Here is a 23,048-nt window from a genome sequence, read left to right as displayed (position 1 = left end):
GAAACGCCTCCTGGAACGCCTATGAGAGTTGTTTCACCCGAAGGGAATGTCGTTTACGGCATCATCTCTCGCATCAGTCAGAAAGGTCACAAAGGCAGCCCTGCCGCTGCAACAAACTGGAAAGCTCAAATTTTAGTAGATCATCGCTCCCAGCAGCTCACGATTCCGCTCTCAAAACTCAATCGGGGCAAGGAAGATGTGATGACGACGGTAAAGCCCCAAGCCACCAACTGGAATGGGGAAGATCTCTATGAAGCCTTTGATCTACGCCAGCAGCAGAACCAGCGAACAGAAATGCAAATCTTTGTTGGCAACCCGATCAAAGCATACGAAAAATATCCTAAAGGAAAGTTTCTGAATTACACCAACGATCGCGGTGAAGTCGTACAAGGCTTGGTGATGTCTGCGGGATTCGACATTCAGGAATCGCTGCGTGCAGAACCTGTGGCATTCAAAGAACCTCACCAGGTAAACGCATTTCTAACAGACATCACACGCTATCAAGCCTCTGTTAAAACACTGGACGAATTGCTGACAATTCGCACTCAAGCATCTTTCCGCATCGGAAGTACAACCGCAACTGGATTTGTACTGCAAACACCCAAGTCAGGAGTCGGAGATCGGTATTCTCTTGATTCAGACTTGATTGCGGCGGCAGGCAGTGAGTTCTATTCAGTGAGCGATCGGATGGAACTCATCGTCCCTCAAGACCGTATTGAGCAGGTTCTCTCGGTCATTATGCAGAAGAAGGGATGGACACTAGCGGCGTTTGACTTCAAAGACCAGGCACGAGACTTTTTAGGAATCAAACTACCCGAACTAACCGTTATTCAGCAGTCTCAACGCGACGTTCAGCCAGAATTCACTGAATCCTCTATCTCCTCCCCTGATCAAGCAACCCAAGCTGAAGTGGGCAAGGAATTGACGATTCCCTTGATTTTGGTTGAACCATCTCTGGATGACTCAACAAATCAGCCGCAATCAATGCCGGAACAGACAGAGCGATCGATGCTTCGAGTGGCTGAAGCAAAAGACCAAAAAGGCGGCGCAGGAAAGAATATCGCCAGGTTTTTAGAGCAAGCCGAGTTATCTGAGGCAGTGATGACCGATGCAGACTTCTACCTGCAAATCGAAAACCCTCCTTACATTCCTTTAGTGGTGGAGCGACATAATGAGAATCTTCATTTCACGCATTGGCTGAAGGATGGCCAGGGAGAATTTTTTATTGACTCTGAGATGGTCTTTGATTTGGCCCAGTCAGGTCGCTTAACTCTACGGGAAGTCGCAGTACAAAATCCAGTGTTAGGGGGAGAGTTGCGATCGCTCGATCGGGGATTCGCTCAACTCTTTTCCCGCAATATCTTAGAGCAGGGATTTGCAGAAGCCGCACGTCAAATGCAGATCGCTCAAAACAACAATCAAACGGAGCCATCTAATCATCCCACCCCTGTCATAGCCAACTCGCCCCAGTTCTTTGAGACTTTGCGGAATGAAGCACTGAGCTTTGGAAACGGTAACACAGTTCAACTAGAGCCAGCGGAAGTCGATGCACTTCAAGCCACGTTTACGGCTTATGCCGCTGACCCAGAAGCTTTGAGAAAACAGTGGGCAGAAATTCTCGAACCTGCTGTAGGACGAAGAAATACAGATGCTGCGATCAACACACTGATTGAACGCCATCAACAACAGTTTGAGAACGATTCAGGATTAAAAAGTACAACGCTATCGGAATCAGAGCAATCTATTAAGCAAGATAACCACTTAAATCTCGCTGCATTTGCGATTGACTACTTGAAAGTCAAAGACCAACATCCAGAAGCTTTGGTCTTTCAGCGTTCCGCTTCTGGCGATTTTTACAACGCTTACTTCGAGGATGCCAGGACGATCGCGACTGCTCTAGATTTGACGATCAGCAGTCGAGAGGCAGGTGGAGCAGTAGGGCGAATTCCCTCGATCTCAATTCCCGCTTGGTCAGGGGCGATACAGCGATTTACAGCCGGAGGCACAAGGGCACAGAATTCTTGTCGATGAAAAGTCGTACCGACAAGAAATCGAAATTGTCCCAGACTCATCTAATCCTCAGCAGTCTGCAACCTGTCTGGAGACGCAAGGGCATACGATTCTTGTCGATAAAAAATTGCACCGACAAGAAACTGAACTCACTCCAGATTCTTCAGTAGAGGAGCGACCGCTTCCTACCGAACCCAGCCAGCAGTCTCCAGAACGAACGATAGCTGAACAAACGGGGGCTTTATTCGAGTTAGAAAGCTACTCGGTGGTTGAGGCAGACTATCAGGCAGACGTTCAAGGCTATGACCCAACCTGGGATAGGAATGAGCAACTAACTTCACCAAGCCTTGAAGAACCCATTGTACAAACGCCTTCCGTCCCTCAAATAGCGCAGGAAGCTCAAACCGCGATCGCGGCTGAACCACTGCTCACTCAAGTTACTCGCAACCGAGCCAACGAAGTAGAAATCTCTGCACTCGCACATCAGGTCAGAAACTTAGATTTAGCAGCCGTGGCAGCCAGTTTGGGACTAGAAAAAGATCGTCGCGACAAAAACAAGTGGAAAGATGCAGGTCATACAATTAGCATCAATGATGGAAAGTTCATGGATTGGCTGACAAATAAAGGGGGCGGAGGTGCGATCGACCTTGTAATGCACATTCGACAAGTAGACTTTAAAGAAGCAGTGCAGTGGCTTTCAGGACGGTCGTTAACGATTCCCGCTCAGTCCCAGTCAGTCTCAAAGGAACCTCGCTTACTAGAATTACCGCAGCCCGCCGAAGGGCAATGGGCAAGCGTGCGGCAATATCTCGTAGAAACCAGAGGCTTACCTGCGGATTGGATCGATCGCTTTTACAGCCAGGGACTCATTTACGCAGACAATCATTGCAACGCCGTTTTTCTGCGCTACTGCGATCACAAAGATGATCAAGCATGGTGTCGCCACACGCCTACAGGAGCCAGCCTTCGAGGAACGCGCGATCGAGACCATCCCTTTCATGGATTAGCGCCAGGTTCATCTCGCGAAGACGGTTGGTTTTGGCTACGTTCTGGAAAAGGTGAGGTGCAGCGAGTCGTTCTGACCGAATCCCCGATCGATGCCATTTCTCTAGCAGTTTTGGAGAAAGAGAAATCAACTCAGGATTCAAAAGTGTCCATTTATCTCTCTACCGATGGCTCTGGCGCAATCCCAACCGTTGCTCTTAAAGCACTATTAGACCGAGATGGGCAGGTGATTGCAGCCTTCGATGCGGATAAGGCAGGAGAAAAGATGGCATGGCGGATTGCTGAAGTCTTACCTGGCATTACGCGAATGTCTCCAGCTCAAGGGAAGGACTGGAACGATCGACTGATGGTAGAGCATCATCCAGAACGAGCAAGTGTCGGGAATTATGAGCGGGGTGACAAAGACACGCTGCGATCGCTGTGGAAATGGCATCGTGTTGCGGGAGAGCTAGGGCGATCTGACATCTACCTGAAACGCATCACAGAAGTTGCGAGAGCCTTTGTTGAAGGTGAACCCCTATCTGAAAAAGCTTCGGTTGCCATGCAGCAAGACTTTCAAACACACAAGCGGGAAAAACAAGCTCAATCGTCTCCCCAACAAAGCAATCCCTCTCGACTCGTTGAGCCGCCACATTCAGTACCGCCAAAAAAGTCTCACCAGGAAGTTGAGATGGGATGAGTACAAAATTTCTTCAACTTCCTGACTGAAGGTGACGGTCAGAGGGCGAAAATCTATGAAAGAATAAGCATTCTAGATTTCATTCACTGAACGGTCTGTTTGCTGATCTCAATGCCCACCCCGATTTATCACATCACTCATCTTGATAACCTGACTTCGATTTTAGCGATCGACGTGCTACTGGCAAACACGTCTCTCCAACAGCAAAACGTCTCTTATATTGACCTCGCTTACCCAGCGATTCAAGAACGTCGAGCCAGAAAAGTCGTGCCTTGTGGAGCAAGTGGGACACTCACTGACTACGTGCCTTTCTATTTCGCACCCCGCTCTCCGATGCTCTACGCGATTCATCAGGGCAACCTGCCCACCTATACGGAAGGACAAGTACCCGTACTTCACCTGGTTTCGACGGCTGAAGCTGTTCAGGGCGCAAGCCTCTCCTTCGTATTTACTGATGGGCACGGCATCATGGCGTTCACTGAATTCTTTGATGATCTTGCCCAACTCAATCAGGTCGATTGGCAGGTAATGGGTTTGAAATACTGGCTTAACACGCCAGAGGATGGCGATCGCAAACGCCGCCGACAAGCAGAATTTTTGGTTCATCAGACTTTTCCCTGGCGACTCGTCACAGAGATCGGAGTCATCAATTCTCAGGTGAAAGAACAGGTTGAGGAGATTTTACAAGCCGCCACTCATCAACCCGCAGTCATAATCCGCCGGAATTGGTACTATTGAGGACAGGCAGAGGCACCCATCATGATTGAATTGAGCCACGGAAATCTTTTAGATGCGGACGTAGAAGCGATCGTGAACACCATTAATTGTGTGGGTGTCATGGGCAAAGGTCTGGCGCTGCAATTTAAGCAGAGGTTTCCAGAAAATTTTCGTCAGTATCAGCAAGCCTGTCAAGCAGGAGAAGTCAAAGCCGGACAGATGTTGATTGTGCCCACAGGTTGCCTCACTAATCCTCGTTACATTATCAACTTCCCCACGAAGCGCCACTGGAAAAATCCTTCTCGCCTGGAGGATATTCAGACCGGACTACAGGCACTCATTACAGAGGTGAAGCGGTTAGGGATTCGGTCGATCGCGGTTCCTCCTCTAGGCTGCGGCAATGGTGGATTGAACTGGACACGGGTTGCGCCTCTGATCGAATCCGCATTTGCAGAATTGCCTGAAGTGAGCGTGTTAATTTTTGAGCCACAGGAGAAGCTGAAGGGAGATCTAAGCTTGATCGTTACAGCACCTCCCGAACTAAATCGCGCTCGTGCTTTGCTGATTTGCCTAATGGAACAATACAGCAGAATTAGCGACTCGTTGAGCGCTTCGGAAATTCACAAACTGGCTTACCTGCTTCAGCTTGCAGGCGAACCGCTCAACTTACAGTTCACTAAAACTGCGTTTGGAGTGTTTTCAGCAAACCTGAGCTTGGTTTTACAGCAGCTCGAAGGGCATTCCCTTCAAGGCTACGACGATCACGACCCTTGGGCAGAGAGTCAATTGATGCCAGGAGCGATCGTAGCTGCTCATACCGTTCTATCGAGTATTCCAGATGCTCAGGCAACTCTGAGACGGATCAGTAATTTGATAGAAGGATTTGAAAGTCCTTATGGACTGGAGTTACTGACGATCATGCAGTGGGTCACTCACGAAGATCCGCAAGCGGCAGCGAGTGTTGAAGGAGCGATCAAACAAGCTCAGGGTTGGAGTTTAGACCAACAAGGACATCTGAAGCCTCAGCACATCCACAGCGCATGGCAACATCTTCGTAAGCAGAACTGTTTATTCGCCGCAGAACCAGCGTGAACACGAAGGCGATGATGAAAAACTGGAAGGAGGAACTAGCGAAAGCAGCAATAATTCGATCCACGGTTCTGGCACTGCAACACGGGGTTTATCACTATGCAATGATACTTACTGAGGCTAACCTGAGAGCACTGTCTCAAATCACCAGCAGTGCTGTTGCTAGATTCTAGATTTTGAATCAGTATCTCAATGACGCTACAACTTTGTAGAAATTTACTAATTCAACTCCAGCGATCGCTCCTTCCCCCTCACCAGCTTTTTCTCCTGTTGCTTCTGGCAAGCCTGATGAACCGTCTGATGAATGTAAGCCTCAATCTTGTCTGGGCTTCGTCCCTTCTGCATCATCTCCCGAACAAAAGGACTATGGTGCAGCATTTGGGTTATTTCTTGAACCGATCGCCCATCCTCAAAGGCTCTCCGCGCTACCAGAGAATTAAGCTTGACTGTATTGCTTGCCTGAATTCCCTGGCTGTAGCGTTGCCAGAGTTGCTGCTCCTCGTTTACTTCTTCTGCGGTGGAATGCCCAACCGCTCCATCATTTGCTGCTGCCCCTGCTCCAGTCGTTGTAGACGGATCTCGCTGCTGTTGACGATTTGATGAGTGCGGCTCTGGTTGGCAGGCGGCAGGATCTGAATCAGCATCCAGACGATCGCCGACACCAACATGCTCGAAAAGGTCAACGTCCCCAGAATGCCGCGATAGGTCACTAATTCGCCGCTCAGAAACAGCTTCAGGGGAAACGCCGATCGATTGGGCATCGCCTGCTGCACTTTCTCGATGTGGCTGGTGAGTGTTGCCAATCGTTGTCCGGTCTTGTCTTCCAGGTTGGTCAGTCGCTCTTGCAGCGTCAGGAAGGATTGGTTGAAGTCGTGCCACGATCGGCTGATCACTCCCTGATTCTGCCTCACGGTGATCAGTTCGCTCTTGAAGGCTGCGAGTTCCTGGCGCATCGTCCCCATCTCGTGGCTGAGGCGGGTCAATTGCTCTAACTGGTTGAGGTCGATCTGCGTTTGATGCTGCACCTGTTGATGCGTTTCGGATAGACTGCGGCTGACCTGCTCCTGGCTGTGAGCCTGGTTGACCAAATGTTGATCGATTGCCGAGAGTTCGCGGTGCAACTGCTGGAGGTAGGTCAGGTATTGCTTGATCTCGCTCAGGTCTTCTTCCAGGACTTGCGATCGCTGGCTTAAAGCTTTCAGCGAGTCGCTCAAACTCTGCAACAATGGTTGCGTCAATTCCGAGTTCTGAAGATTGGGATGATCGGCCTGCTGCTTGGCAAGTTGCCTCAAATTCTGTGGGGTGGTCATAGCGAAGTCCTTTGTACTTTTGCAGTCCTGGAAAGGTGTAAGCTCTACCTAATTTGCTGCCACTGAAGGCAATGCCATCCAACCTGTAACTGATGCCTGTAATCCGCTGACTTCTAATTCGCAGATGGATGTCAATTCCTTGGTCTTTTAGTTGATGAATGAGTTGTGCGATCGAGGAACTTCCTTCAGCCGCCTGATCAATCTGAGCTTGTAGTCTGACGCGAATCGGAAGTTCTCCAGTTCGCTCAAATCGACGCATTTCTCCAGTGGTCGGAGCCGCCTCGGTTTTCTCCCAACTCGATTGCACCGATTCAAGCTGGTATTGCTTTTCTAAAGTGCAAATCAGCGTTTCTGCTCGACGTTTTTCCCAAGAATCGCTGACGGTTGCGCCATCAGTTAATCGAATACGACACAGCCCAATGTGAATGTGATCATGGTCTTGATCGTGGTGGCGATACACCACATACTGACACCCTTCGTAGCCCATCCCGACGATGTAATCTTGAGCGATCGCATTCCAGCAGTCATCTTCTAGATGTTCATGTTTTGGTAGCGAAAGGGAAACGTGACAAACGGCTTTCTTTAATCTGAGATTCAATTCTCTCGCAACTCGAAATTCTGCCGCCAGCTCACGCGGCGTTTCTCCCACCATGTTACCGCCGATCTGTTGGGCAAACTCTTTGTTGTGCAGGTAGTTCAAGAGTCCTCGAAAACTTTTTCCTTGAACAATTTTGCCAATCACAATTCAGTGTCTTCCTATTCCGATTCGTCTTCGTGACTTGGATCGATCGCCATCACTGCTGTGCGAATTTCTTTGATTTGAGTGTTCAATTGGGCGATCGTCGTGAGGTCAATCTTACAACTCTGATTGGTTTGGATGGCGATGTTACAAGCTTTGGCGATTTGATTCAGGTTGTTACTGATTCTGCTTAATTCTAAATAGATCAAGCGATTAATTTCAGGCACTCGTGGACGACTTCGCCGCTGCGGAATGGTTTGTCCCAGTCCTGCTTGCAGCAAATACTCACTCATACTTAGAGACCCGGAGCGATCGACCAGATAAGCCCGTTCAGACTCGCTGACCCAAACCGTAATGTGCTTGTCTCGGACTTCACCTGTAGGGGATTTTCGCTGTCTCGCCATTTGCAAAAGCAACTCAAGCATCAGGTTGATTCTGACTCAGAAACACTGCTTGCTACTAACCTCGATCGCTGAATGCACCCGTTCGATGATGTGGATGAGAAACGATCGTTAAAGCTAACAGCAAGATCACTGTTTATCGATGCTACCCTCTTCAAATTTACAAGGAAGAACCGCCTCCCTACCTTCAACCACCTATTTTTTAACTTTACTTAACTCTTGAATGCCGTCAGCTACCTACTAAATACCTTCGACTCTTGAAATCTTGGTAAGTTAGCGCTAGTCTCATATCAATGCGGTCACACTTACCTACTTCCTACCTTGTAGCTGTCGCCGCTCAACTTCTCAGGGTCATCCGCTACCTTTGATGGTCTTTGTTTCTAATCGAAAAACAGCACCCTCCTGAATCGTCACGAATAAGGAATTCTCTCATGACTGCTTCACCACCAGACGTGATTATGACGATCGACACCGGAACTTCCCAAAGCAAAGTGTTCTGGAAACAATGGTCGCAGGGCAACACAGAGCTTCTGCTGATGGGATCTGAGTTTTTGGAGATTACTCCCAGCGATTTACTCGACACTGGACTCTCTGGAGGCAGACCCGAAAACGATGCTTTCCTCGAACTTGCTAACGGCAAAACTTACGTGTTGGGAATGAAGGCTCAACAAATGCGCGGCAAGCCACCGACGGGACTGAGTAAGTATGAGTTTGCAGCGTACAAAGCGTTGGCAATCATTGGCGCGATCGCGGAAACCGTAAATTTGCCAGATAGTTTTACGATCGCCCTATCTGCTCTACTGCCCTACAAGGAATATCAGGATCGCAAAGCCTTTCATGACCTGCTGACCAGCAATCTGGCTGGATTTAACTTTCGGGGTCGGCGCTACTCCGTGTCTGCGCTCACACTAGAAGTCAAACCAGAAGGGGCGGGACTTGCTCAGAGTCGTCGCAACGATGCGCCCAAATCATTTACTGACAGAAACATTCTAGTAGTCATGGTCGGTCAGCGAGATGCGTCGTTGCTGCCGTTCAAACAGGGGACACCTCGCAGCGGACAGGGAGCGCGGTTGGGGTTTGAGCAATTTTTGGAGGCGATCGTTTCTCGTGCCTCGCTTAATCTTGATCACAAAGATGCCGGACGACTGACGGAATATCTTTTTCAAGCTCAAGACAATCCCAAATTCGTCGATCGCATTGCTCGAATGGTCGTAACCGAATCGGAAGTCGGGCGCAAGGCAGAACAAATCAGAGAAGCCATTCAGACGGCTCGCAGCCGCTATGTGCGTGACTTGTTGGACTGGATCACATCGGCACTGGGGCAAGACCTTTACGAGTTTGACGAAGCGATCGTCTCTGGCGGTGCGGCTTTGTATCTCAAAGATGAGCTAGAAGCGTTTTTTGCCGGATACAACCTGGAAGTGTCTTGGGCTGCAAACCTACAAGAACAAATCAATCAATCGCTGGTTTACCCGGTTGATCCGGTGCTTGCCTGTCGCGTTTCAGATGCGTTTGGGGTGTTTAAGCTACTGGGCGGCAAAGTGAGTAGACTGACGGAAGGAGTCACGATCGCTTAACAGGAAGGGTTCAATGTCCACAAAAAAGTTTGATTACCGGGTCAGAGTTCAAGTTGCATTAGACAGTCCAGACGGCGTATTACTTGACTGCATTAAGAATGAGCGGCATCAATCCTACTCGCACAAAGAAATGCTGTTGTGGGCGCTGCGGGCGTACTGGATGCCGATCGCGTATCAGCTTCGACGGGAGCAAGGAGAGTTATCGATTTCTGATGCTCAAATGAGGCGAATCGCTCAAGATGCCATTCACCAACTCAAGCAGCAAATTTCTTACCTTCAGTCAACGTTTGAAGTTGGGCAGGATTATCCAACTGAGGGAGCAATCACAGCCCCCGCGTCACAGACAGCGCGATCGCTCGTTGCAATTACGGGGATTCCAGAAGCAACTACCACGATTCCATCCAGCCCTACTTCTGAAACCGTCTCTGCATCCGACGGGGAGTGGTATGACAGTGATGATCTCTTTGATTCTCAAGTTCAGTAAGTCGAACCAATGCCCCTGAAGGTAGTCCCGTTTGTCACAAAAAACAATGCTAGAAAGATTAGAGTGTGATCAGAGCTTAAAGAAAATTGGCAATGTAGAAAACATCAATCAACCATTGCCAAAACGCAAATCATCCAAAATCTCTTGAATTATCTGTTCAAAGTTGGGATGTTGCCACACCAACCGCTGAAGAAGAATTCTAACAACGACAGAAACTTCATCTGGACGAATGGAACTTCCTTCAGAATCGATCGCGCAATGCTGAATATGAGTCAGCAGCCGAGTCATTTCGCTGACTTCGCAAATACTTGATTGGGAAGGTTTCTTTCTCATCGGGGTTCTCCTGAGTTTTGCAAAAGGATGAATGCCCTGAAGAAACTCGCAATTACTTTTCAATCAGGGCATTGATTCAAACAAACTGAGTTGTCGATCGCACAGTTCTGCATCTTGAAAGGGACAGGCATCCGCCTTAAACTCTTAAACTACTTCCGGTGAAGACTGCGTAGCTGATCAAATCTCCACCAAACAGCATTTAGTTGGGTCAGTCCATCCAGTTGGTAAAGCCATTGTCCTCGCAGTTGTTCTGAGGCTTCATATTTCATCCCGGTTATGGTAGCAACTTCTCTCGTCAGTTTCACTTTGACTACCTGGAAGAAAGCAAGCTCTGGCAAAGCTATCTGTGGATTTAAGACGTGGATGCTATGTGAATTGTCAGATGTGGTACTCATGATGCAATCTCCAATGAAGTGGCATTCATCCCCTCAGATGGGCTGCTTAAGGGACGAAGTTAAGAAGATTGAGAAGCTATGGGAGAGTAATCTAGAATTCCTGCATGTAGGGAATCTGGTCGCTACTGTAATCAACGTCAGCGCTGTAATCATCCTCGCTGTAGTCAACATTATTGTCAGAGACAGGAGGTTTTGTTTCTTGATCGGGGTTGCCAAAGTCTGCCCACTCCTCAAACTCCGATAGAATCTTCTCTTTGAGGGTTTCGTCATACCCCACAAAAAAGTTCTGCCAATTTTGAGCGATCGGCTTTCCATAATCAGCCACGGAGCAAACCCACGATTTCGCCTTTTTGCCTTTCAGTTCTGGCTGAACTTGGACTGCAAAAATGGAAAGGGCTAAGAAACGATCGCTCCTTGCTTTTTTGGCTCCAGTTGCCTGAGCGTAAGCCTTACTCATCTCGCGACGAAACGTTCCATTTGCTTCACCAAACGAGCTACAAAACGTGGTTTTTGTCGTGAATAATAGCGGTGATTGATGAAGTAGCTGCTTTTGCTGATTCACCAGGTAGATCAGGTAGCGCGTCTTCAACATCATCGTCTCTCGGCTGTAGTCCTGCTGACTGTAAACCCCGACGAAGTTCCCGCTCTCCTTCTCAAACATCATCAAGGGAGATCTTCGCAGAATTAAAAATCGGGCAGTCAGACTGCGATAGCCTTCAGCCGTACTACCACTGGAGAACCTTGTAGTGTGAGGTGTCCACTCCTCGGTTGGATCAGCAAAGCCAACGTCCTCTGCATTCTCCAACGTCAAGAAGAATCCAGCCTGATTGAGGTCTGCTTGATTGAGCATTTGCAGATAAGGAAGCGTTTCGTATCCACCTTCAAACTCAGGGGCATCAAAACCAGCGATCGCTGACTTGGCTTCGTTCACCGATCGTTCCGGTAGAGTGACTGGGCACTCAGATGGTGTTGTCTCAACAGAATTATGCTGACGATTGCGTGTCATGGTTAAATCCTCCTAAACAATCAGAAAAGGGACTAAAGTTCATTGCCTTAGCCCCGTGGATAGTTCGAGATTGGGTCAAAAGTCTTCGTTGTAGTAGCAGGGATTGGGAGTATCTACCCAGCCAAAAGCAAAGTGCTGAGTTGGCGAGTAGTGGATGATGCGCCCCCTCTCATCCTTCGGGAGTTGTTTAAGCTTGGTGACGTAGCCTTCTAGATAGCCGGGATCTGTGTAGCGGGGCAGTTGTCCAAAAGCAGCATCGGTTTGCCCATCCAGGTATTGCGTTTCGTAAACGTCTTGACGAGTCTTTTCGTCTCGTTGGTCGCGATCATCGGCGCGACAATCATCAATAAACGCCATAAATCACTGTACTCCTTGTGAGGTCAAGAAAGTGCTTGAGATTGCAAGTCCAGGGCACTCTCCTGGTTCTGTGTGGGTCGATGAATCATTCAATTTCGTAACGGCTGGGTTATGTCCTTGCGGCGTTCATGACCAGTTCTGCGGTGTCAGCAGGTTCCCCGTACTTTGTGGCATCTGGTGTCCGATTCCTTTGTTATTTCTATATTATACGTGGTTAAGTAGATAGTCAATAGAATGTGAGATGATTTAGAAATTTCTTTACAATCCTGTGGAACCTGTAGAAGCGGTGTACCATCAGGCGAGGGGAGTCAAGGTAACCGCAATCCAGATGCCTCAAAAGCGCAAAAAAACGGCGAAAGTCGTCAACCCAAAGTCATTGGCAAACTTAATTCATGAAGGAAGACCGTTAGCCTTTGATGAAGAGAAAAAACGCCGAACGCTGACGGTCACTGAGTCCGGCTGGGAGGGCGCAATGGCAGTCGCTAAAGAATTGGACTGTCGAGGAATTTCTGAACTACTTGAGTTAATTGGTCGCAAGCAACTACTGGTTCATCAGTTACCGCCCCCTGAATCCGTTTCAGAGGACAAAAACTCCAACTAGTTCCTCTTTTCAAAAGGTAACCGAGGCTGGTCACTCAACTAAAGTTCTTTGGAAACAGAGCGATCGCTGCCGGTCACCGCTAGTTTCAAAGCTTGCTGGAATTGCAACTGGTGCGCGATCACAGATACCACTTCGAGCAATCGGGTTGAAAATCTCCAGCATCAAACATGAGGTAATTGGGTCAGTCAGCAGTGATGCCCCCATGCATCTCTCTGCTCTCCGGCTGTAATTTCTCTCCTTGCAATCTGGCTTGCTCACACTTCTCCGTCACCGACAACGCTGAGTTCAGTGATTCGAGACTTTTAGACTTACCTCTGGGATTCCTAAAGTCAGAGAGAACAGGGACTGAATTGAGCGATCGTTTCAGGCAACTCCATGACTTGTGCCAGCCAGGTAAGAAGGTGATGGGAAAACTCAAGAGGCACGATCGTCCTTCTCTCACTCATCCAGCCTGACCAGACAGGAGCATCAGGCAGCCGACTCGGTTCTTTTGTCGGGATTGAGTCGATACTGAGCCGGGTCTTCCTGCACTTTGATATAGTCCTGTCGCCGCAGCCCATGAGAAAACATCAGCGCCACACTCTGGCGTGTTCTGGGTAGCACTGCGTCATCCAACGACCCGAACAGCACTTCAATCATTCGGTCTGTCGTGAAGATTTGGTCTGGAGAAGCCACCATGACTCGTTCTAATGCTTTAGCCGGAGGGAGATCCTTGAATTCTCGCTTGAGCGTGGGAGTCTCAAACACTTTTTTCTCACGCTTAGCTTTGGGCTGACGGCTTGACTGGGCGACGAGGGCGGGTTCTGCTTTCGGCGCTGACTTTCTTCTACCAGATGCTTTTTCAGGGAATGCCTCTGAAGTCTTTACGGCTGCTTTTCTGCCTCGCTGACTTGTTTGTTGTTGTGAGGTTGGTTGGGTATCGGGAGCATTCGTTGGCTCGATCGCTTCACCTTCAGTCCTGCTCTTGGTTAGCGGTGTGGATAACTCGCTCAACAATCCCTCGATGTGGTTGAGGCTGCGATCGATCTCTGCGGTTGCTCGGTCGATGGCTGATTGAACGATCGCACTACGCTCATGAGTCAACCGATCTCGCTGTTGTTCAAGCTGTTGTCTAAAGTCCTGGGTCAACACACTGACAGTCATGTCTGATGCCTTACATAGGGGATTAGTTTGATTGTAGTTCGTGAATGCGGAACTGATGCCTGGGAATCGTCAAATTGTAGATTACTCAGAGGGTTTATAGCCCTTTCAGTCAGTATTTGGGTCTATCGGGCGAGTTATGCCAGTGTATGGTGAGCTACTTTACAACTGCAATGCAACCCTTGTTGAGCCAACTTCTGAACTTGCCCGGAATGGACGTAGAAGACTACCACGATCTCGGCGGAGATCTGATTCTGGATGTAGAAGCTCAGGGTGCCAGTGCAACCTGTCCGCGTCGTGGGCAAGCGAGCCATCAGTTACATCAAAATCATCGGCATCGGGTACGAGACTTGAGCATCAGCCAACGGCGAGTGTTCCTGAAACTCAATCGTCGTCAATTTAAGTGTCGAGGATGTGGCAAGCCCTTTAGTGAGGAATTCGAGTTTGTGGGCAAACGGCGGGAGCCTGGAGGCTTATCGTGAAAGCATTTTGAAGGGACAACTTGCAGATCCGCGTGATGGCAATAGTGTTGTCTACCAACTTGCTGAAGATGACCATGCAACGTTCGCAATGATGGCATTGCTTGATCCACAAAGCTGGCTTTGGCAAGGGTTTGATACAGCAAGTGATGCGTTGACTGTTCGTGAAATGGCAGCGGCGTTTGGACGTGTGGTTGGGCGAACGGTTGAGCATGTGCAAATTAGTTGGGAAGAAGAACGTCAGGTTGCAGGTGATGAAGTTGTTCGTCTAGCGCAATGGGTCGATCGAGACGGTCCTCGGATGAATATTCAAGCATATCGTCAGAAGTACCCGTGGCTAACTCCGCTGGAGCATTACCTACGAACACACGGTTGGGAGAATATTGCCCTTAAAAGCTGAATACGCAGCATAATCGGGTCGCCGGAGGGTTTTCCCCTCCAGCTCCCACAGCACCCCGCATGCGGCTCCGCACGGGGCGCTTCCTCAAAGAGGTTTAGACGGTTTGAATCCGAAGAATCAATGTCCAGGGGTGGTTACGCAATTAAGCGCCGACAGTTTAGCTCCCCCATCCGGGTTCATCGCCACGTCGAGCTTTACGGCTCCTCCCTGCTCTCTGAAGTTCAGCCCAACACCCTGTCCCACCCATTACGATGAGCCTTTGGCTACTATGGCATCTGCTGACTTCTGCTCAATCACCCCTGGCGTTACCACCAGACGCGCTGCCTGAGCTTCCGTAGGGTTCTGTGGCTACCTCACCGTTTCCAGCTAGACCTCAATCAGACTCCCGTAGACACTCAGACCGCCGCTTGAGCAGATCTCCCCAGATAAGAGCGTGAACTGTCCCTGCACAACCGTGTCATTTACTGTGTCCCCTGAACCAAAAGGCTTTGTGATGTTGTGCTCACAAAGCCACAGGGATCTCAGCCTTCTATGACATTTCTGTTCGTCGGCTCGCAGGTTTGCCGCTGGCTTCCTTCAGACCCTTCCTCGCGGAAACGCCCTTGCCTTAAGCTAGTCGTTGTCGTCACTCGGATCTATAAAAGTGATCATTTGGACGTTGGTTCTCCGACAGGGGACTTTCACCCCATTAGTTCACGCCCATGCTGGGCGTACACAACCCGATTGGAGCGGACAGTTGAGAGTCTTTTCGTCTATCGTTCAAGTTGATCTGCTGCCGCTCAACCGGAACGTTAGGCTGACTGGTTGACTCCACAGTCTGATACCCATGGGTTGAGCTTGAATTCATTCGTGAGATATTCGATGAAACAACGCACCTTTGCAGGGATAAATCGCCCCCGTCGATAGACAGCATGAATGGGCAAAGGAACGGGTTGATATTCTCTTAAAACGATACGAAGGCTGTTAGAGTTAAGCAAATCGCCAAACAACCAAACGGGACAAACGGCAATTCCTAAACCGGATAGAACCGCTTCCCGAATGATTGTAGAATTATCGGTTTGCAGATTACCTTTCGCAATGACCTGAACTGTACCCCCTGTTGGTTGTTGAAAGTGCCACTCGTTTCCTGTGGCAAGGCGAGTGTAAACGATACAGTTATGGTCTACTAATTCATCAGGAGTTTGAGGTTCTGAGTGTTTGCAGAAGTAGGTTGTTGCACCAACGGTGACTCGGCAAGTAAAGCCAAGGGGATGGGTGATGAGCGTTGGATCGTTCACCTGCCCAATCCGAATAGCGAGATCTGTACCCTCTTCAACCAAGTCAATAAAGCGATCGCTCAAAGCCAAATCTAGTTTGATATCCGGATATCGATCCAAAAAATCCTTAACGTAAGGCATGATCTGATGCTGCCCAAATGCGACAGGGCAGCTTATCCGTAGTGTGCCAACGGGGTTTTGCCGTTGCCCAACACTAGCTTCAGCCGCCGCCGCAACATCCAGCACCTCCTGGCAATGCTCAAAAAAGCGTTCTCCCTCTTGCGTCAATTGCAGCTTTCGGGTGGAGCGGGCTAACAGTTGCACATCCAAATAGTCTTCGAGGGCAGCAATTTGCTTACTGATTGTGGGCTGGCTGGTGTTAAGTTCACGGGCAACGGCAGAAAAACTCCCGGCTTCAACCACTCGCACAAAACTTTGGATACAGTCGAGGCGATCCATACTTCACTTATTCTAAATTTGAATAAATCATATTCTATTCTGCTGGCTTCTCAAATAGATTCACATCAATCAAGATAAACACATGGAGAGCAGAGCAACATAACACAACGCAAAGGCTCTCCTATAAAAGGTTTCATGATTAGCCAGGAGATGGGTATGAACATTCAAGAATCCGTTGCGTTTGTCACAGGTGCAAATCGGGGCATTGGCAAAGCCTATGTCGAAGCATTGATACAAGCGGGTGTTCGTCGCGTTTATGTGGCTGCTCGCAATGCAGACACACTGAGCGATGTAGTCGTGATCGCCCCCGATCGCGTTATTGCGATTGCGTTAGATGTGACCGATCCCGATCAAGTGAGTGCGGCTGCCCAAGCGGCTCAGGATGTCACCCTGTTAATTAACAATGCGGGTGTATTAGGTTCTGGTGGTTTATTTACCCCTAAGAGTGTCGAAACGGCTCAATGGGAAATGAACACCAATTACTTCGGCACTCTCTCTATGGTGCGTGCTTTTGCACCCATTCTCAAGCGTAATGGTGGCGGCACGATCGTGAATCTGCTGACCATCGCCTCGGTGGTGAACGTCCCCGTCTTTAGTTCCTACAGTGCCTCCAAAGCCGCGCTATATTCTTTGACTCAAGGCGTTCGTGCCGAACTCGCAGCGCAAGGCACTCAGGTGATTGGTGTGTTTCCAGGACCCGTTGATACCGCCATGTCTGAAGGGGTGCCCCTCGACAAAGTCGCGCCCATTGAAGTGGCTAAAGTGACACTGCAGGCGATCGAACAGGGTGTGGAAGAGGTTTATCCCGATCCGGTTTCTCAAAACGTATTCGCTAATTTGCAAGCCCCGCTTAAAGACGTTGAGAAGCAGTTTGCGGGAATGCTGCCTCAGTAATTTGCTTTCCGAGGTTGGATGGGCTAGCAAAACGCCGATCGCCTATCCAACCTAGATTACTGCAATTGGTTAGAACTCAGCGAGGTACTAGCGATCGCGTCTTAAGTAGAAACCATAATACTCAAAAATTGATCCACTTCCACAAAGAGTAATAGACCATGCAATCTCTGCTATTTTGGCTCATCGCCTTTGTCATGGGTGTGATTACATCAATCTATTTACCCATGAATGGAGTCGTTGCCCGATACGTTGGTTCAGCCTTGTTGGCAAATATCCCATTCTACTTACTGGGCACAATCACGACCCTTTTTCTCTTTTCATCCACAGGTAACTTCAGTGCTGTCACCCGATTTCAAGACGTTCCCAGCTATCTCTATCTAAGTGGGTTTATCAGTGCATTTCTAGTGTTTGGTTCTACGTTTTTAATTCCAAGATTAGGCGCTGGACCATTTTTCGTTCTGTTTGTGGCAGGACAAATCATCATGGCGCTCCTAGTGAGCCATTTCGGTCTGCTGGCATCTCCTCAAGACCCAATCACGCTAAAAAAAGGCTTGGGGGCACTCTTACTCATTGTCGGCGTGGTGCTTGCTATCCAGTAAACCTCTCATATAGGAGAATAATGATGTCTTCTCAAGGCTATACAACTGTCATCACAGGAGCCTCAAAAGGAATTGGATTCGCAACAGCCAATCGCCTTAACGCAATGGGTCATCATGTCATCGGTCTTGCTCGACGCAAACCAGAACAGCCCTTCCCAGGCGAGTTTATAGAAGTGGATTTAGCGGATACTGACGCCACTGCTGAGGTCGCAGACAATATTGCTCAGCACTATGCGGTGAGCCATCTCATTAATAACGTTGGTATGAGTCGATCTGAAACACTGGAAGATGTGGAGCTTGACCAGTTCGCGTCGATTCTGGACTTAAATCTTCGTCCTGCAATTCAACTCACCCAAGCCGTTTTGCCGACCATGAGAGCATATCACTATGGACGCATCATCAATGTCTCTAGTTTAATCGTTCTGGGGTTGCCGTTCCGCACCAGTTATGGATCTGCAAAAGCAGGACTGATCAGCATGACACGCACATGGACAAGTGAGTTGGCAACCACTGGAATTACCGTGAATGCGATCGCGCCAGATCCGACTGAAACAGAATTGTTTCGAGCCAACAGCCCAATCGGCAGCGAATCAGAACAGCGCTTTCTTCAAAAAGTACCCATGCAACGGTTTGCCAAACCCGATGAAATTGCCGCCGCGATCGCCTTCTTTGCGTCAGAAGGTGCTTCGTATATCACCGGACAAACTTTATTTGTAGATGGCGGTAGCAGTCTTGGTGCAGCCTAGCAGGCCGCTTGAACCCGACCGTCGAGAGGTTATTTGTGGGTATTCGAGGTTATTTGCGGCGGGTGAACGGGGTCGTTAGGCAGAATTAAACTGAAGGAAAATGAAAAGCGTAAGATTGTGACCAAAAACAAAAGTGAAAAGAGAGTTGCACTTGTCACTGGTTCGACATCGGGAATCGGAATGGCGATCGCAGAGCGACTTGCCGAAGATGGATTTGCAGTTGCTTTTCATTCCAAATCTTCGGTGTTAGTTGGGCAGTCATTAGCGGAAGCGTATCCTGGTGCATCTTATTTTCAAGCCGATCTGTCCGACCAAAGCCAGTCTCGTAATTTGATCGCTAAGGTTTTATCGCATCACGATCGGCTAGATGTTTTGGTCAACAATGCAGGAATTAGTGAAACGATTCCACATACATCTCTCAAGGAAGCCACACCGGAGGTCTGGCGAGATCTGTATGAAGTCAACGTCATTGCACCTTGGACACTGATCGCAGAGGCTGAAGATGCGCTACGTCAATCATCCAGTCGTGAATGTCCTAGCTGTATTCTCAATATTAGTTCTCATGCTGGGATTCGCCCGAAAGGAGCCTCAATTCCATATTCTGCAAGTAAAGCTGCTTTAAATCACATGACAAAGCTGCTTGCATTGAGTCTTGCCCCCTTAATTCGTGTGAATGCGATCGCACCGGGCTTAGTTGAAACTCCCATGAGTAAAAATTGGACAGCAGCCCGAAAGCTGTGGGAAGAGAGATCTCCAATGGGGCGAGGAGCGCAGCCAGAAGAGATCGCACAGGTGGCTTCGATGCTGGTTACAAGTCACTATCTTACAGGTGAAATTTTGATTTCAGACGGAGGGCTAAATCTTACTTGATAGTCTCCAAATTTCTGCCTAACAACCCCGTTGCACACCGACCGTCCAGGGTCTCTTCGTTAAGTCCGAGAAGTTACTAGCGGCGGGTGAACGGGGTCGTTATGCCCGCTTCAGCTTTTGGCAAAGACACAATCTAGAATTTACTGAGGCACGGCGATCGCTCTGATAGTTATGAGGCGTAGAACGATCGCGCTTCAAGTAAATAATCGTCCAGCTCAGCCTCAAACGTTCATAAATCCACCATCAACAACGAGATCTGCGGCTGTCATGTAAGATGACTCATCACTAGCAAGGAAAACGACACCAGCAGCAATCTCCCCCGGTTTTCCGAATCGCCCTAATGGAGCAGATTGCTTCACATAGTCACCAAAGCTGTTGAGTGCTTCTGGTGGTAGTCCCATTTTGCTCTGAAAATTCGTAGGTACAAAGCCAGGGCTGATCGCATTAACCCGTATCTGGCGGGATGCTAGTTCGGCAGCCAACGTTCGAGCCAACGATCGCACCGCCGCTTTTGTGGCAAAGTACACGCTGCCCATTGGCGCACCCTTCTCATTTACGGCTGATGCGTTTAAGATGACGCTTGCTCGTTCATTCAGGAGTTCAGCCAGTTTCTGCACGGTGAAGAATACACCTTTGACATTGACATCAAACTGGTCATTATAAAATGCTTCATCAGTAGCATCTAGGGGTGCAAACAGCCCAATACCAGCATTGGCAAACAGAATGTCCAGTCCACCAAATTCTGCTTTTACCCGTGCTGCCAGTAATTCTAGGTCAGGTAGGGAGCGAACATCAGATCGAACTGGAACCACCGCTTTACCCAGTTCCTTCGCAGCAGCTTGCAAACGCTCGTCATTCTGTCCAGTAATGATGACTCGCGCTCCTTCTGCCACAAACTGTTTGGCAGTTTCAAATCCAATTCCAGTGGTGCCGCCGGTGATAATGGCTGTTTTGTTCGTTAATCGTGCCATGATGATTCCTCGTTTGTTAGTGGTGATTGACAAACTTAGACTAATCAGTCTAAGTTGAAGCAAAAAAAATTAGACGGTTTTGAACAGTGCCAGTGCTGCCTCTACAGTGCTACGTAAAAGTGTTTCCTCTTCCAAGACTCGACCAATTAATGCCATGCCTTGTGTTGTACAAAGCATTAGACGCGCAAGATTGCGGGAACTAACAGTTGTGTTGATCTCGCCTGCTTTTTGAGCGCGGTCGATCGCAATGCAAAAGGCATCTTCCATTGCGTGGAGGTGGTAACGCAAAATTGATGCAACTTCCACCTCATCCGTATCAAAATCAGCAATATTAGTCCCTAACATACAGCCTTGACTTCCGGGCAACGAATGTCGTTGCTGCAAGTGTTGCAGGACTTGCTCCAGGTTTTCCAAGGGCGAACCTGGAGCTAAAAGCTGATCTCGAATGGACTTCACCTCTGTCTGAGCATAGTGGTCTAACGCTTTGAGGAAGAGCGATCGCTTGTTGCCAAACGTATCATAGAGACTCTTTTTACCGATTCCCATATGTTCAAGCAGTTCAGCGAGGCTGGCCGCCTCATATCCTCGTGCCCAGAACACTTCCATTGCCTTTGCAAGGGTAATTTCAGGATCGAATTGTTTCCCAGGTCCTCTGCTCATGGTGGTATAGTAGCATTACTCATACCAGATGGTCAAAGTTTTTTGAGGACAGCATATGACAAACCTTGAAATCATTCAGGAGTTGTATCGAGCGTTCCGTGAGAAGGACTATGATGCCTTTCTACGAATCTGCACTCCTGATCTGGAATGGATTCAGAATGAAGGATTCCCGCGAGGAGCAACTCACCGAGGGGCCGAAGCAGTCGTCGAGGGGGTTTTCAAAGCGTTCGATGACAACTGGGAATCGTGGTCGTTTGACATTGAGCAGTATCTAGATGCCGGGAAAACGGTCATTGTTATTGGCAGTTACGCGGGTCGCTATCGCTCAACGGGTAAGTCGTTTCGCTCTTCCGCAGCCCATGTGTATGATCTTTGTAATAGAAAAGTCTGTCGATTTCGACAATTTACGGATACTAAAGTAATCTGGGATGCAATGAGTTGATCGGTGGCGATCGCTGCATAACAGCCGTGGTGCAGCGGACTGTTGAGAGCCACTGGCGATGTGGCAAAGGTGATCGGCAGCCGCTGACCACAACCGTTAGCTGTCTTCATTGACAGGTGGTGGCAGTAGTTTAAGGCTTATTTGTCAGTGCTCAAGATGGTGCCAGTAGCAAATTGATATGTCGCCGTACAAGGTATTGTTGTTGCTCTGCCGAGAATTGCTCAGGACAGATGATAACTCCAGTGCCAATTCCATCTACTAGGGCGATGAGTGCATTAGCTTCGAGAGTTACATCAAGATCGGCTCGAATCAGATTAGCTGTTTGCAAGTCAGCTAAAGCCTGAGAAATAATTTGCCGTAAAAAGGCATAGCGTTTTTGGTGTTCTTGGACTAAATGATCACGCCCGATCGAATAGCCCAAAAACGCCATCCAAACTTTCCAGTCGGCTTTGTCTCTGACCTCCAGAGGAAGAGCCGTAAGAATCATCTGTTCTAGCCTGTCAATTCCTTGCCGTCCTTGGTCATGGGCTTTCATATCCTCTAGGGTATTTTCAAACACTCGTTCTAGAGCAAATAAGATGAGTTCTTCTTTATCGCGAAAGTAGTGGGTAACAACCCCGGTTGAGGAGCCAAGTTCCTGAGCGATCGCCCGCATACTGGTACGGTCTAATCCTTCGCGGACAATTACCCGCCATGCTGCATTAGCGACTTCAAGCCGGCGATCGTCATAACTCATAGCGCTCCCTAGTTTGCAGATCCACTTCAAACAAGTATCTTGACTTACTATCATAACAGTTGTTATGCTGCCTGAAGCGTGACAACTGTTATGATAATCCTTTTTTTACGCACATGGAGTTCGCTATGATCCGACCAATCACGCCCGATGACACAGTTGCACTGATTAACTTAGCCAACTCGATCGGATTTTTCTCGCCTGATGAACTAGAAGAGTTACGTCAGATGTTGACTGATTCGTTGAGTGAAAAGGACGATACTCACTCCTTTTGGGTTACAGACGATGATGATGGACTGGTGGGATTAGCTTACTGCGAACCGGAACGCATGACCAGTGGAACATGGAACCTACAATTGATTGTCGTTCATCCAACTCATCAAAAGCAAGGACGGGGTGGGAAGCTGCTACGTTTTGTGGAGGAGACTTTGGTGGGTCGAGGTGCGCGGGTCTTGTTAGTTGAGACGGTGGGTACATCAGATTTTGAGTATGTGCGGGCGTTCTACCGAAAAAGCGGTTACGACGAGGAAGCACGGATACGCGAGTTCTATGCAGAAGGGGCGGATAAGATTGTTTTCCGCAAAGCACTTTCCAATCAGGGGTAGTGAGCTTATGTAGTTTGCGTCTAATGCCAGCCAGCTAATCGGGTCGAGGAGAGCAATTAACTCTCCCCTCCCACACCACCCATCATGCGGG

General features: G+C 48.8%; 25 protein-coding genes and 1 pseudogene. 15 read left to right on the top strand and 11 right to left on the bottom strand.

Annotated elements, in window-relative coordinates; all coding sequences use genetic code 11:
* Positions 1 to 21: 21 nt before the first annotated feature.
* The 4 genes from ACKFKF_RS15105 to darG all read left to right on the top strand — a co-directional run bounded on the left by ACKFKF_RS15105 (position 22) and on the right by darG (position 5,503).
* The gene (locus ACKFKF_RS15105; protein WP_446868429.1) at positions 22 to 2,031 is read left to right on the top strand and encodes a DUF6908 domain-containing protein; all 2,010 of its coding nucleotides are present in this window, start codon (positions 22 to 24) and stop codon (positions 2,029 to 2,031) included.
* A 106-nt stretch (positions 2,032 to 2,137) separates the two neighbouring features.
* On the top strand, positions 2,138 to 3,694 hold the full coding sequence (locus ACKFKF_RS15100; RefSeq protein WP_446868428.1) for a toprim domain-containing protein: 1,557 nt from the start codon (positions 2,138 to 2,140) through the stop codon (positions 3,692 to 3,694).
* A gap of 111 nt (positions 3,695 to 3,805) precedes the next feature.
* On the top strand, positions 3,806 to 4,432 hold the full coding sequence (gene darT, locus ACKFKF_RS15095) for a type II toxin-antitoxin system toxin DNA ADP-ribosyl transferase DarT (protein WP_446868427.1): 627 nt from the start codon (positions 3,806 to 3,808) through the stop codon (positions 4,430 to 4,432).
* A 21-nt stretch (positions 4,433 to 4,453) separates the two neighbouring features.
* On the top strand, positions 4,454 to 5,503 hold the full coding sequence (darG, locus tag ACKFKF_RS15090; protein WP_446868426.1) for a type II toxin-antitoxin system antitoxin DNA ADP-ribosyl glycohydrolase DarG: 1,050 nt from the start codon (positions 4,454 to 4,456) through the stop codon (positions 5,501 to 5,503).
* Between the two features lie 216 nt (positions 5,504 to 5,719).
* Here darG and ACKFKF_RS15085 read toward each other — a convergent pair whose 3' ends face one another.
* Both ACKFKF_RS15085 and ACKFKF_RS15080 read right to left on the bottom strand, forming a co-directional pair.
* Positions 5,720 to 7,552, bottom strand: coding sequence for a relaxase/mobilization nuclease domain-containing protein (locus tag ACKFKF_RS15085; RefSeq protein WP_446868425.1), 1,833 nt, complete (start codon positions 7,550 to 7,552; stop codon positions 5,720 to 5,722).
* Positions 7,553 to 7,566: 14 nt separating this feature from the next.
* Complete coding sequence (locus ACKFKF_RS15080; protein WP_446868424.1) at positions 7,567 to 7,974, bottom strand: MobC family plasmid mobilization relaxosome protein; 408 nt, start codon at positions 7,972 to 7,974, stop codon at positions 7,567 to 7,569.
* 407 nt (positions 7,975 to 8,381) lie between these two features.
* Between ACKFKF_RS15080 and ACKFKF_RS15075 the strand changes: the two genes are divergently transcribed.
* Positions 8,382 to 9,527, top strand: a complete 1,146-nt coding sequence (locus tag ACKFKF_RS15075) for a ParM/StbA family protein (RefSeq protein WP_446868423.1) — start codon at positions 8,382 to 8,384, stop codon at positions 9,525 to 9,527.
* Positions 9,528 to 9,540: 13 nt separating this feature from the next.
* On the top strand, positions 9,541 to 10,011 hold the full coding sequence (locus ACKFKF_RS15070) for a hypothetical protein (protein WP_446868422.1): 471 nt from the start codon (positions 9,541 to 9,543) through the stop codon (positions 10,009 to 10,011).
* A gap of 108 nt (positions 10,012 to 10,119) precedes the next feature.
* On the opposite strand, the gene ACKFKF_RS15065 is transcribed toward ACKFKF_RS15070, so the two are convergent.
* From ACKFKF_RS15065 to ACKFKF_RS15050, 4 genes are all read right to left on the bottom strand, one after another.
* Positions 10,120 to 10,344 carry a hypothetical protein gene (locus ACKFKF_RS15065; protein WP_446868421.1) on the bottom strand — a complete coding sequence of 75 codons (225 nt, stop codon included), beginning with the start codon at positions 10,342 to 10,344 and terminating at the stop codon, positions 10,120 to 10,122.
* Positions 10,345 to 10,493: 149 nt separating this feature from the next.
* Complete coding sequence (locus ACKFKF_RS15060; protein ID WP_446868420.1) at positions 10,494 to 10,739, bottom strand: hypothetical protein; 246 nt, start codon at positions 10,737 to 10,739, stop codon at positions 10,494 to 10,496.
* A gap of 91 nt (positions 10,740 to 10,830) precedes the next feature.
* Entirely contained in the window at positions 10,831 to 11,745 is a 915-nt protein-coding gene (locus ACKFKF_RS15055; protein WP_446868419.1) for a DUF5895 domain-containing protein, read from the bottom strand.
* A gap of 75 nt (positions 11,746 to 11,820) precedes the next feature.
* The gene (locus ACKFKF_RS15050; protein WP_446868418.1) at positions 11,821 to 12,102 is read right to left on the bottom strand and encodes a hypothetical protein; all 282 of its coding nucleotides are present in this window, start codon (positions 12,100 to 12,102) and stop codon (positions 11,821 to 11,823) included.
* Between the two features lie 268 nt (positions 12,103 to 12,370).
* Between ACKFKF_RS15050 and ACKFKF_RS15045 the strand changes: the two genes are divergently transcribed.
* Positions 12,371 to 12,703, top strand: a complete 333-nt coding sequence (locus tag ACKFKF_RS15045; RefSeq protein WP_446868417.1) for a hypothetical protein — start codon at positions 12,371 to 12,373, stop codon at positions 12,701 to 12,703.
* Positions 12,704 to 13,171: 468 nt separating this feature from the next.
* On the opposite strand, the gene ACKFKF_RS15040 is transcribed toward ACKFKF_RS15045, so the two are convergent.
* Positions 13,172 to 13,846, bottom strand: coding sequence for a hypothetical protein (locus ACKFKF_RS15040; RefSeq protein ID WP_446868416.1), 675 nt, complete (start codon positions 13,844 to 13,846; stop codon positions 13,172 to 13,174).
* A 275-nt stretch (positions 13,847 to 14,121) separates the two neighbouring features.
* Between ACKFKF_RS15040 and ACKFKF_RS15035 the strand changes: the two are divergent.
* Positions 14,122 to 14,304 (top strand): annotated as a pseudogene (locus ACKFKF_RS15035) (transposase family protein); the annotation flags it as partial.
* On the top strand, positions 14,258 to 14,722 hold the full coding sequence (locus tag ACKFKF_RS15030; protein ID WP_446868415.1) for an NmrA family NAD(P)-binding protein: 465 nt from the start codon (positions 14,258 to 14,260) through the stop codon (positions 14,720 to 14,722). The pseudogene ACKFKF_RS15035 and the gene ACKFKF_RS15030, both read left to right, overlap by 47 nt.
* Before the next feature lie 791 nt (positions 14,723 to 15,513).
* Here ACKFKF_RS15030 and ACKFKF_RS15025 read toward each other — a convergent pair.
* On the bottom strand, positions 15,514 to 16,437 hold the full coding sequence (locus ACKFKF_RS15025; protein ID WP_446868414.1) for a LysR family transcriptional regulator: 924 nt from the start codon (positions 16,435 to 16,437) through the stop codon (positions 15,514 to 15,516).
* Positions 16,438 to 16,593: 156 nt separating this feature from the next.
* Here ACKFKF_RS15025 and ACKFKF_RS15020 point away from each other — a divergent pair, with 156 nt between their 5' ends.
* The 4 genes from ACKFKF_RS15020 to ACKFKF_RS15005 all read left to right on the top strand — a co-directional run bounded on the left by ACKFKF_RS15020 (position 16,594) and on the right by ACKFKF_RS15005 (position 19,546).
* Entirely contained in the window at positions 16,594 to 17,331 is a 738-nt protein-coding gene (locus ACKFKF_RS15020) for an SDR family oxidoreductase (protein WP_446868413.1), read from the top strand.
* A gap of 158 nt (positions 17,332 to 17,489) precedes the next feature.
* Entirely contained in the window at positions 17,490 to 17,930 is a 441-nt protein-coding gene (locus ACKFKF_RS15015) for a DMT family transporter (RefSeq protein WP_446868412.1), read from the top strand.
* A 23-nt stretch (positions 17,931 to 17,953) separates the two neighbouring features.
* Positions 17,954 to 18,676 (top strand): SDR family oxidoreductase, encoded by a 723-nt coding sequence (locus ACKFKF_RS15010; protein WP_446868411.1) that lies wholly within the window; start codon positions 17,954 to 17,956, stop codon positions 18,674 to 18,676.
* A gap of 117 nt (positions 18,677 to 18,793) precedes the next feature.
* Entirely contained in the window at positions 18,794 to 19,546 is a 753-nt protein-coding gene (locus tag ACKFKF_RS15005; protein ID WP_446868410.1) for an SDR family NAD(P)-dependent oxidoreductase, read from the top strand.
* 221 nt (positions 19,547 to 19,767) lie between these two features.
* On the opposite strand, the gene ACKFKF_RS15000 is transcribed toward ACKFKF_RS15005, so the two are convergent.
* Both ACKFKF_RS15000 and ACKFKF_RS14995 read right to left on the bottom strand, forming a co-directional pair.
* Positions 19,768 to 20,517: an SDR family oxidoreductase gene (locus ACKFKF_RS15000; RefSeq protein WP_446868409.1), complete on the bottom strand. Its 750-nt coding sequence runs from the start codon at positions 20,515 to 20,517 to the stop codon at positions 19,768 to 19,770.
* A gap of 69 nt (positions 20,518 to 20,586) precedes the next feature.
* A complete protein-coding gene (locus tag ACKFKF_RS14995) occupies positions 20,587 to 21,177 on the bottom strand; it encodes a TetR/AcrR family transcriptional regulator (RefSeq protein WP_446868408.1) in 591 nt (196 codons plus the stop codon).
* Positions 21,178 to 21,232: 55 nt separating this feature from the next.
* On the opposite strand from ACKFKF_RS14995, the gene ACKFKF_RS14990 reads away from it, so the two are divergent.
* A complete protein-coding gene (locus ACKFKF_RS14990) occupies positions 21,233 to 21,619 on the top strand; it encodes a nuclear transport factor 2 family protein (RefSeq protein WP_446868407.1) in 387 nt (128 codons plus the stop codon).
* 151 nt (positions 21,620 to 21,770) lie between these two features.
* On the opposite strand, the gene ACKFKF_RS14985 is transcribed toward ACKFKF_RS14990, so the two are convergent.
* On the bottom strand, positions 21,771 to 22,355 hold the full coding sequence (locus ACKFKF_RS14985) for a TetR/AcrR family transcriptional regulator (RefSeq protein ID WP_446868406.1): 585 nt from the start codon (positions 22,353 to 22,355) through the stop codon (positions 21,771 to 21,773).
* A 125-nt stretch (positions 22,356 to 22,480) separates the two neighbouring features.
* Here ACKFKF_RS14985 and ACKFKF_RS14980 point away from each other — a divergent pair, with 125 nt between their 5' ends.
* A complete protein-coding gene (locus ACKFKF_RS14980) occupies positions 22,481 to 22,957 on the top strand; it encodes a GNAT family N-acetyltransferase (protein ID WP_446868405.1) in 477 nt (158 codons plus the stop codon).
* The last annotated feature ends 91 nt before the right edge of the window (positions 22,958 to 23,048 follow it).

It is taken from the genome of Phormidesmis sp. 146-12, assembly GCF_052939495.1.
Note: the sequence above shows the minus strand (reverse complement) of the source record. Positions and strands in the feature narration are given on the sequence as shown.

Excerpts from the sequence above, each read along its gene's own strand:
- ACKFKF_RS15105 (WP_446868429.1), top strand. The coding sequence starts at position 22 with ATGAGAGTTGTTTCACCCGAAGGGAATGTCGTTTACGGCATCATCTCT.
- darT (WP_446868427.1), top strand. The coding sequence starts at position 3,806 with ATGCCCACCCCGATTTATCACATCACTCATCTTGATAACCTGACTTCG.
- darG (WP_446868426.1), top strand. The coding sequence starts at position 4,454 with ATGATTGAATTGAGCCACGGAAATCTTTTAGATGCGGACGTAGAAGCG.
- ACKFKF_RS15080 (WP_446868424.1), bottom strand. The coding sequence starts at position 7,974 with ATGCTTGAGTTGCTTTTGCAAATGGCGAGACAGCGAAAATCCCCTACA.
- ACKFKF_RS15075 (WP_446868423.1), top strand. The coding sequence starts at position 8,382 with ATGACTGCTTCACCACCAGACGTGATTATGACGATCGACACCGGAACT.
- ACKFKF_RS15070 (WP_446868422.1), top strand. The coding sequence starts at position 9,541 with ATGTCCACAAAAAAGTTTGATTACCGGGTCAGAGTTCAAGTTGCATTA.
- ACKFKF_RS15065 (WP_446868421.1), bottom strand. The coding sequence starts at position 10,344 with ATGAGAAAGAAACCTTCCCAATCAAGTATTTGCGAAGTCAGCGAAATG.
- ACKFKF_RS15060 (WP_446868420.1), bottom strand. The coding sequence starts at position 10,739 with ATGAGTACCACATCTGACAATTCACATAGCATCCACGTCTTAAATCCA.
- ACKFKF_RS15055 (WP_446868419.1), bottom strand. The coding sequence starts at position 11,745 with ATGACACGCAATCGTCAGCATAATTCTGTTGAGACAACACCATCTGAG.
- ACKFKF_RS15050 (WP_446868418.1), bottom strand. The coding sequence starts at position 12,102 with ATGGCGTTTATTGATGATTGTCGCGCCGATGATCGCGACCAACGAGAC.
- ACKFKF_RS15040 (WP_446868416.1), bottom strand. The coding sequence starts at position 13,846 with ATGACTGTCAGTGTGTTGACCCAGGACTTTAGACAACAGCTTGAACAA.
- ACKFKF_RS15025 (WP_446868414.1), bottom strand. The coding sequence starts at position 16,437 with ATGGATCGCCTCGACTGTATCCAAAGTTTTGTGCGAGTGGTTGAAGCC.
- ACKFKF_RS15020 (WP_446868413.1), top strand. The coding sequence starts at position 16,594 with ATGAACATTCAAGAATCCGTTGCGTTTGTCACAGGTGCAAATCGGGGC.
- ACKFKF_RS15015 (WP_446868412.1), top strand. The coding sequence starts at position 17,490 with ATGCAATCTCTGCTATTTTGGCTCATCGCCTTTGTCATGGGTGTGATT.
- ACKFKF_RS15010 (WP_446868411.1), top strand. The coding sequence starts at position 17,954 with ATGTCTTCTCAAGGCTATACAACTGTCATCACAGGAGCCTCAAAAGGA.
- ACKFKF_RS15000 (WP_446868409.1), bottom strand. The coding sequence starts at position 20,517 with ATGGCACGATTAACGAACAAAACAGCCATTATCACCGGCGGCACCACT.
- ACKFKF_RS14995 (WP_446868408.1), bottom strand. The coding sequence starts at position 21,177 with ATGAGCAGAGGACCTGGGAAACAATTCGATCCTGAAATTACCCTTGCA.
- ACKFKF_RS14990 (WP_446868407.1), top strand. The coding sequence starts at position 21,233 with ATGACAAACCTTGAAATCATTCAGGAGTTGTATCGAGCGTTCCGTGAG.
- ACKFKF_RS14985 (WP_446868406.1), bottom strand. The coding sequence starts at position 22,355 with ATGAGTTATGACGATCGCCGGCTTGAAGTCGCTAATGCAGCATGGCGG.
- ACKFKF_RS14980 (WP_446868405.1), top strand. The coding sequence starts at position 22,481 with ATGATCCGACCAATCACGCCCGATGACACAGTTGCACTGATTAACTTA.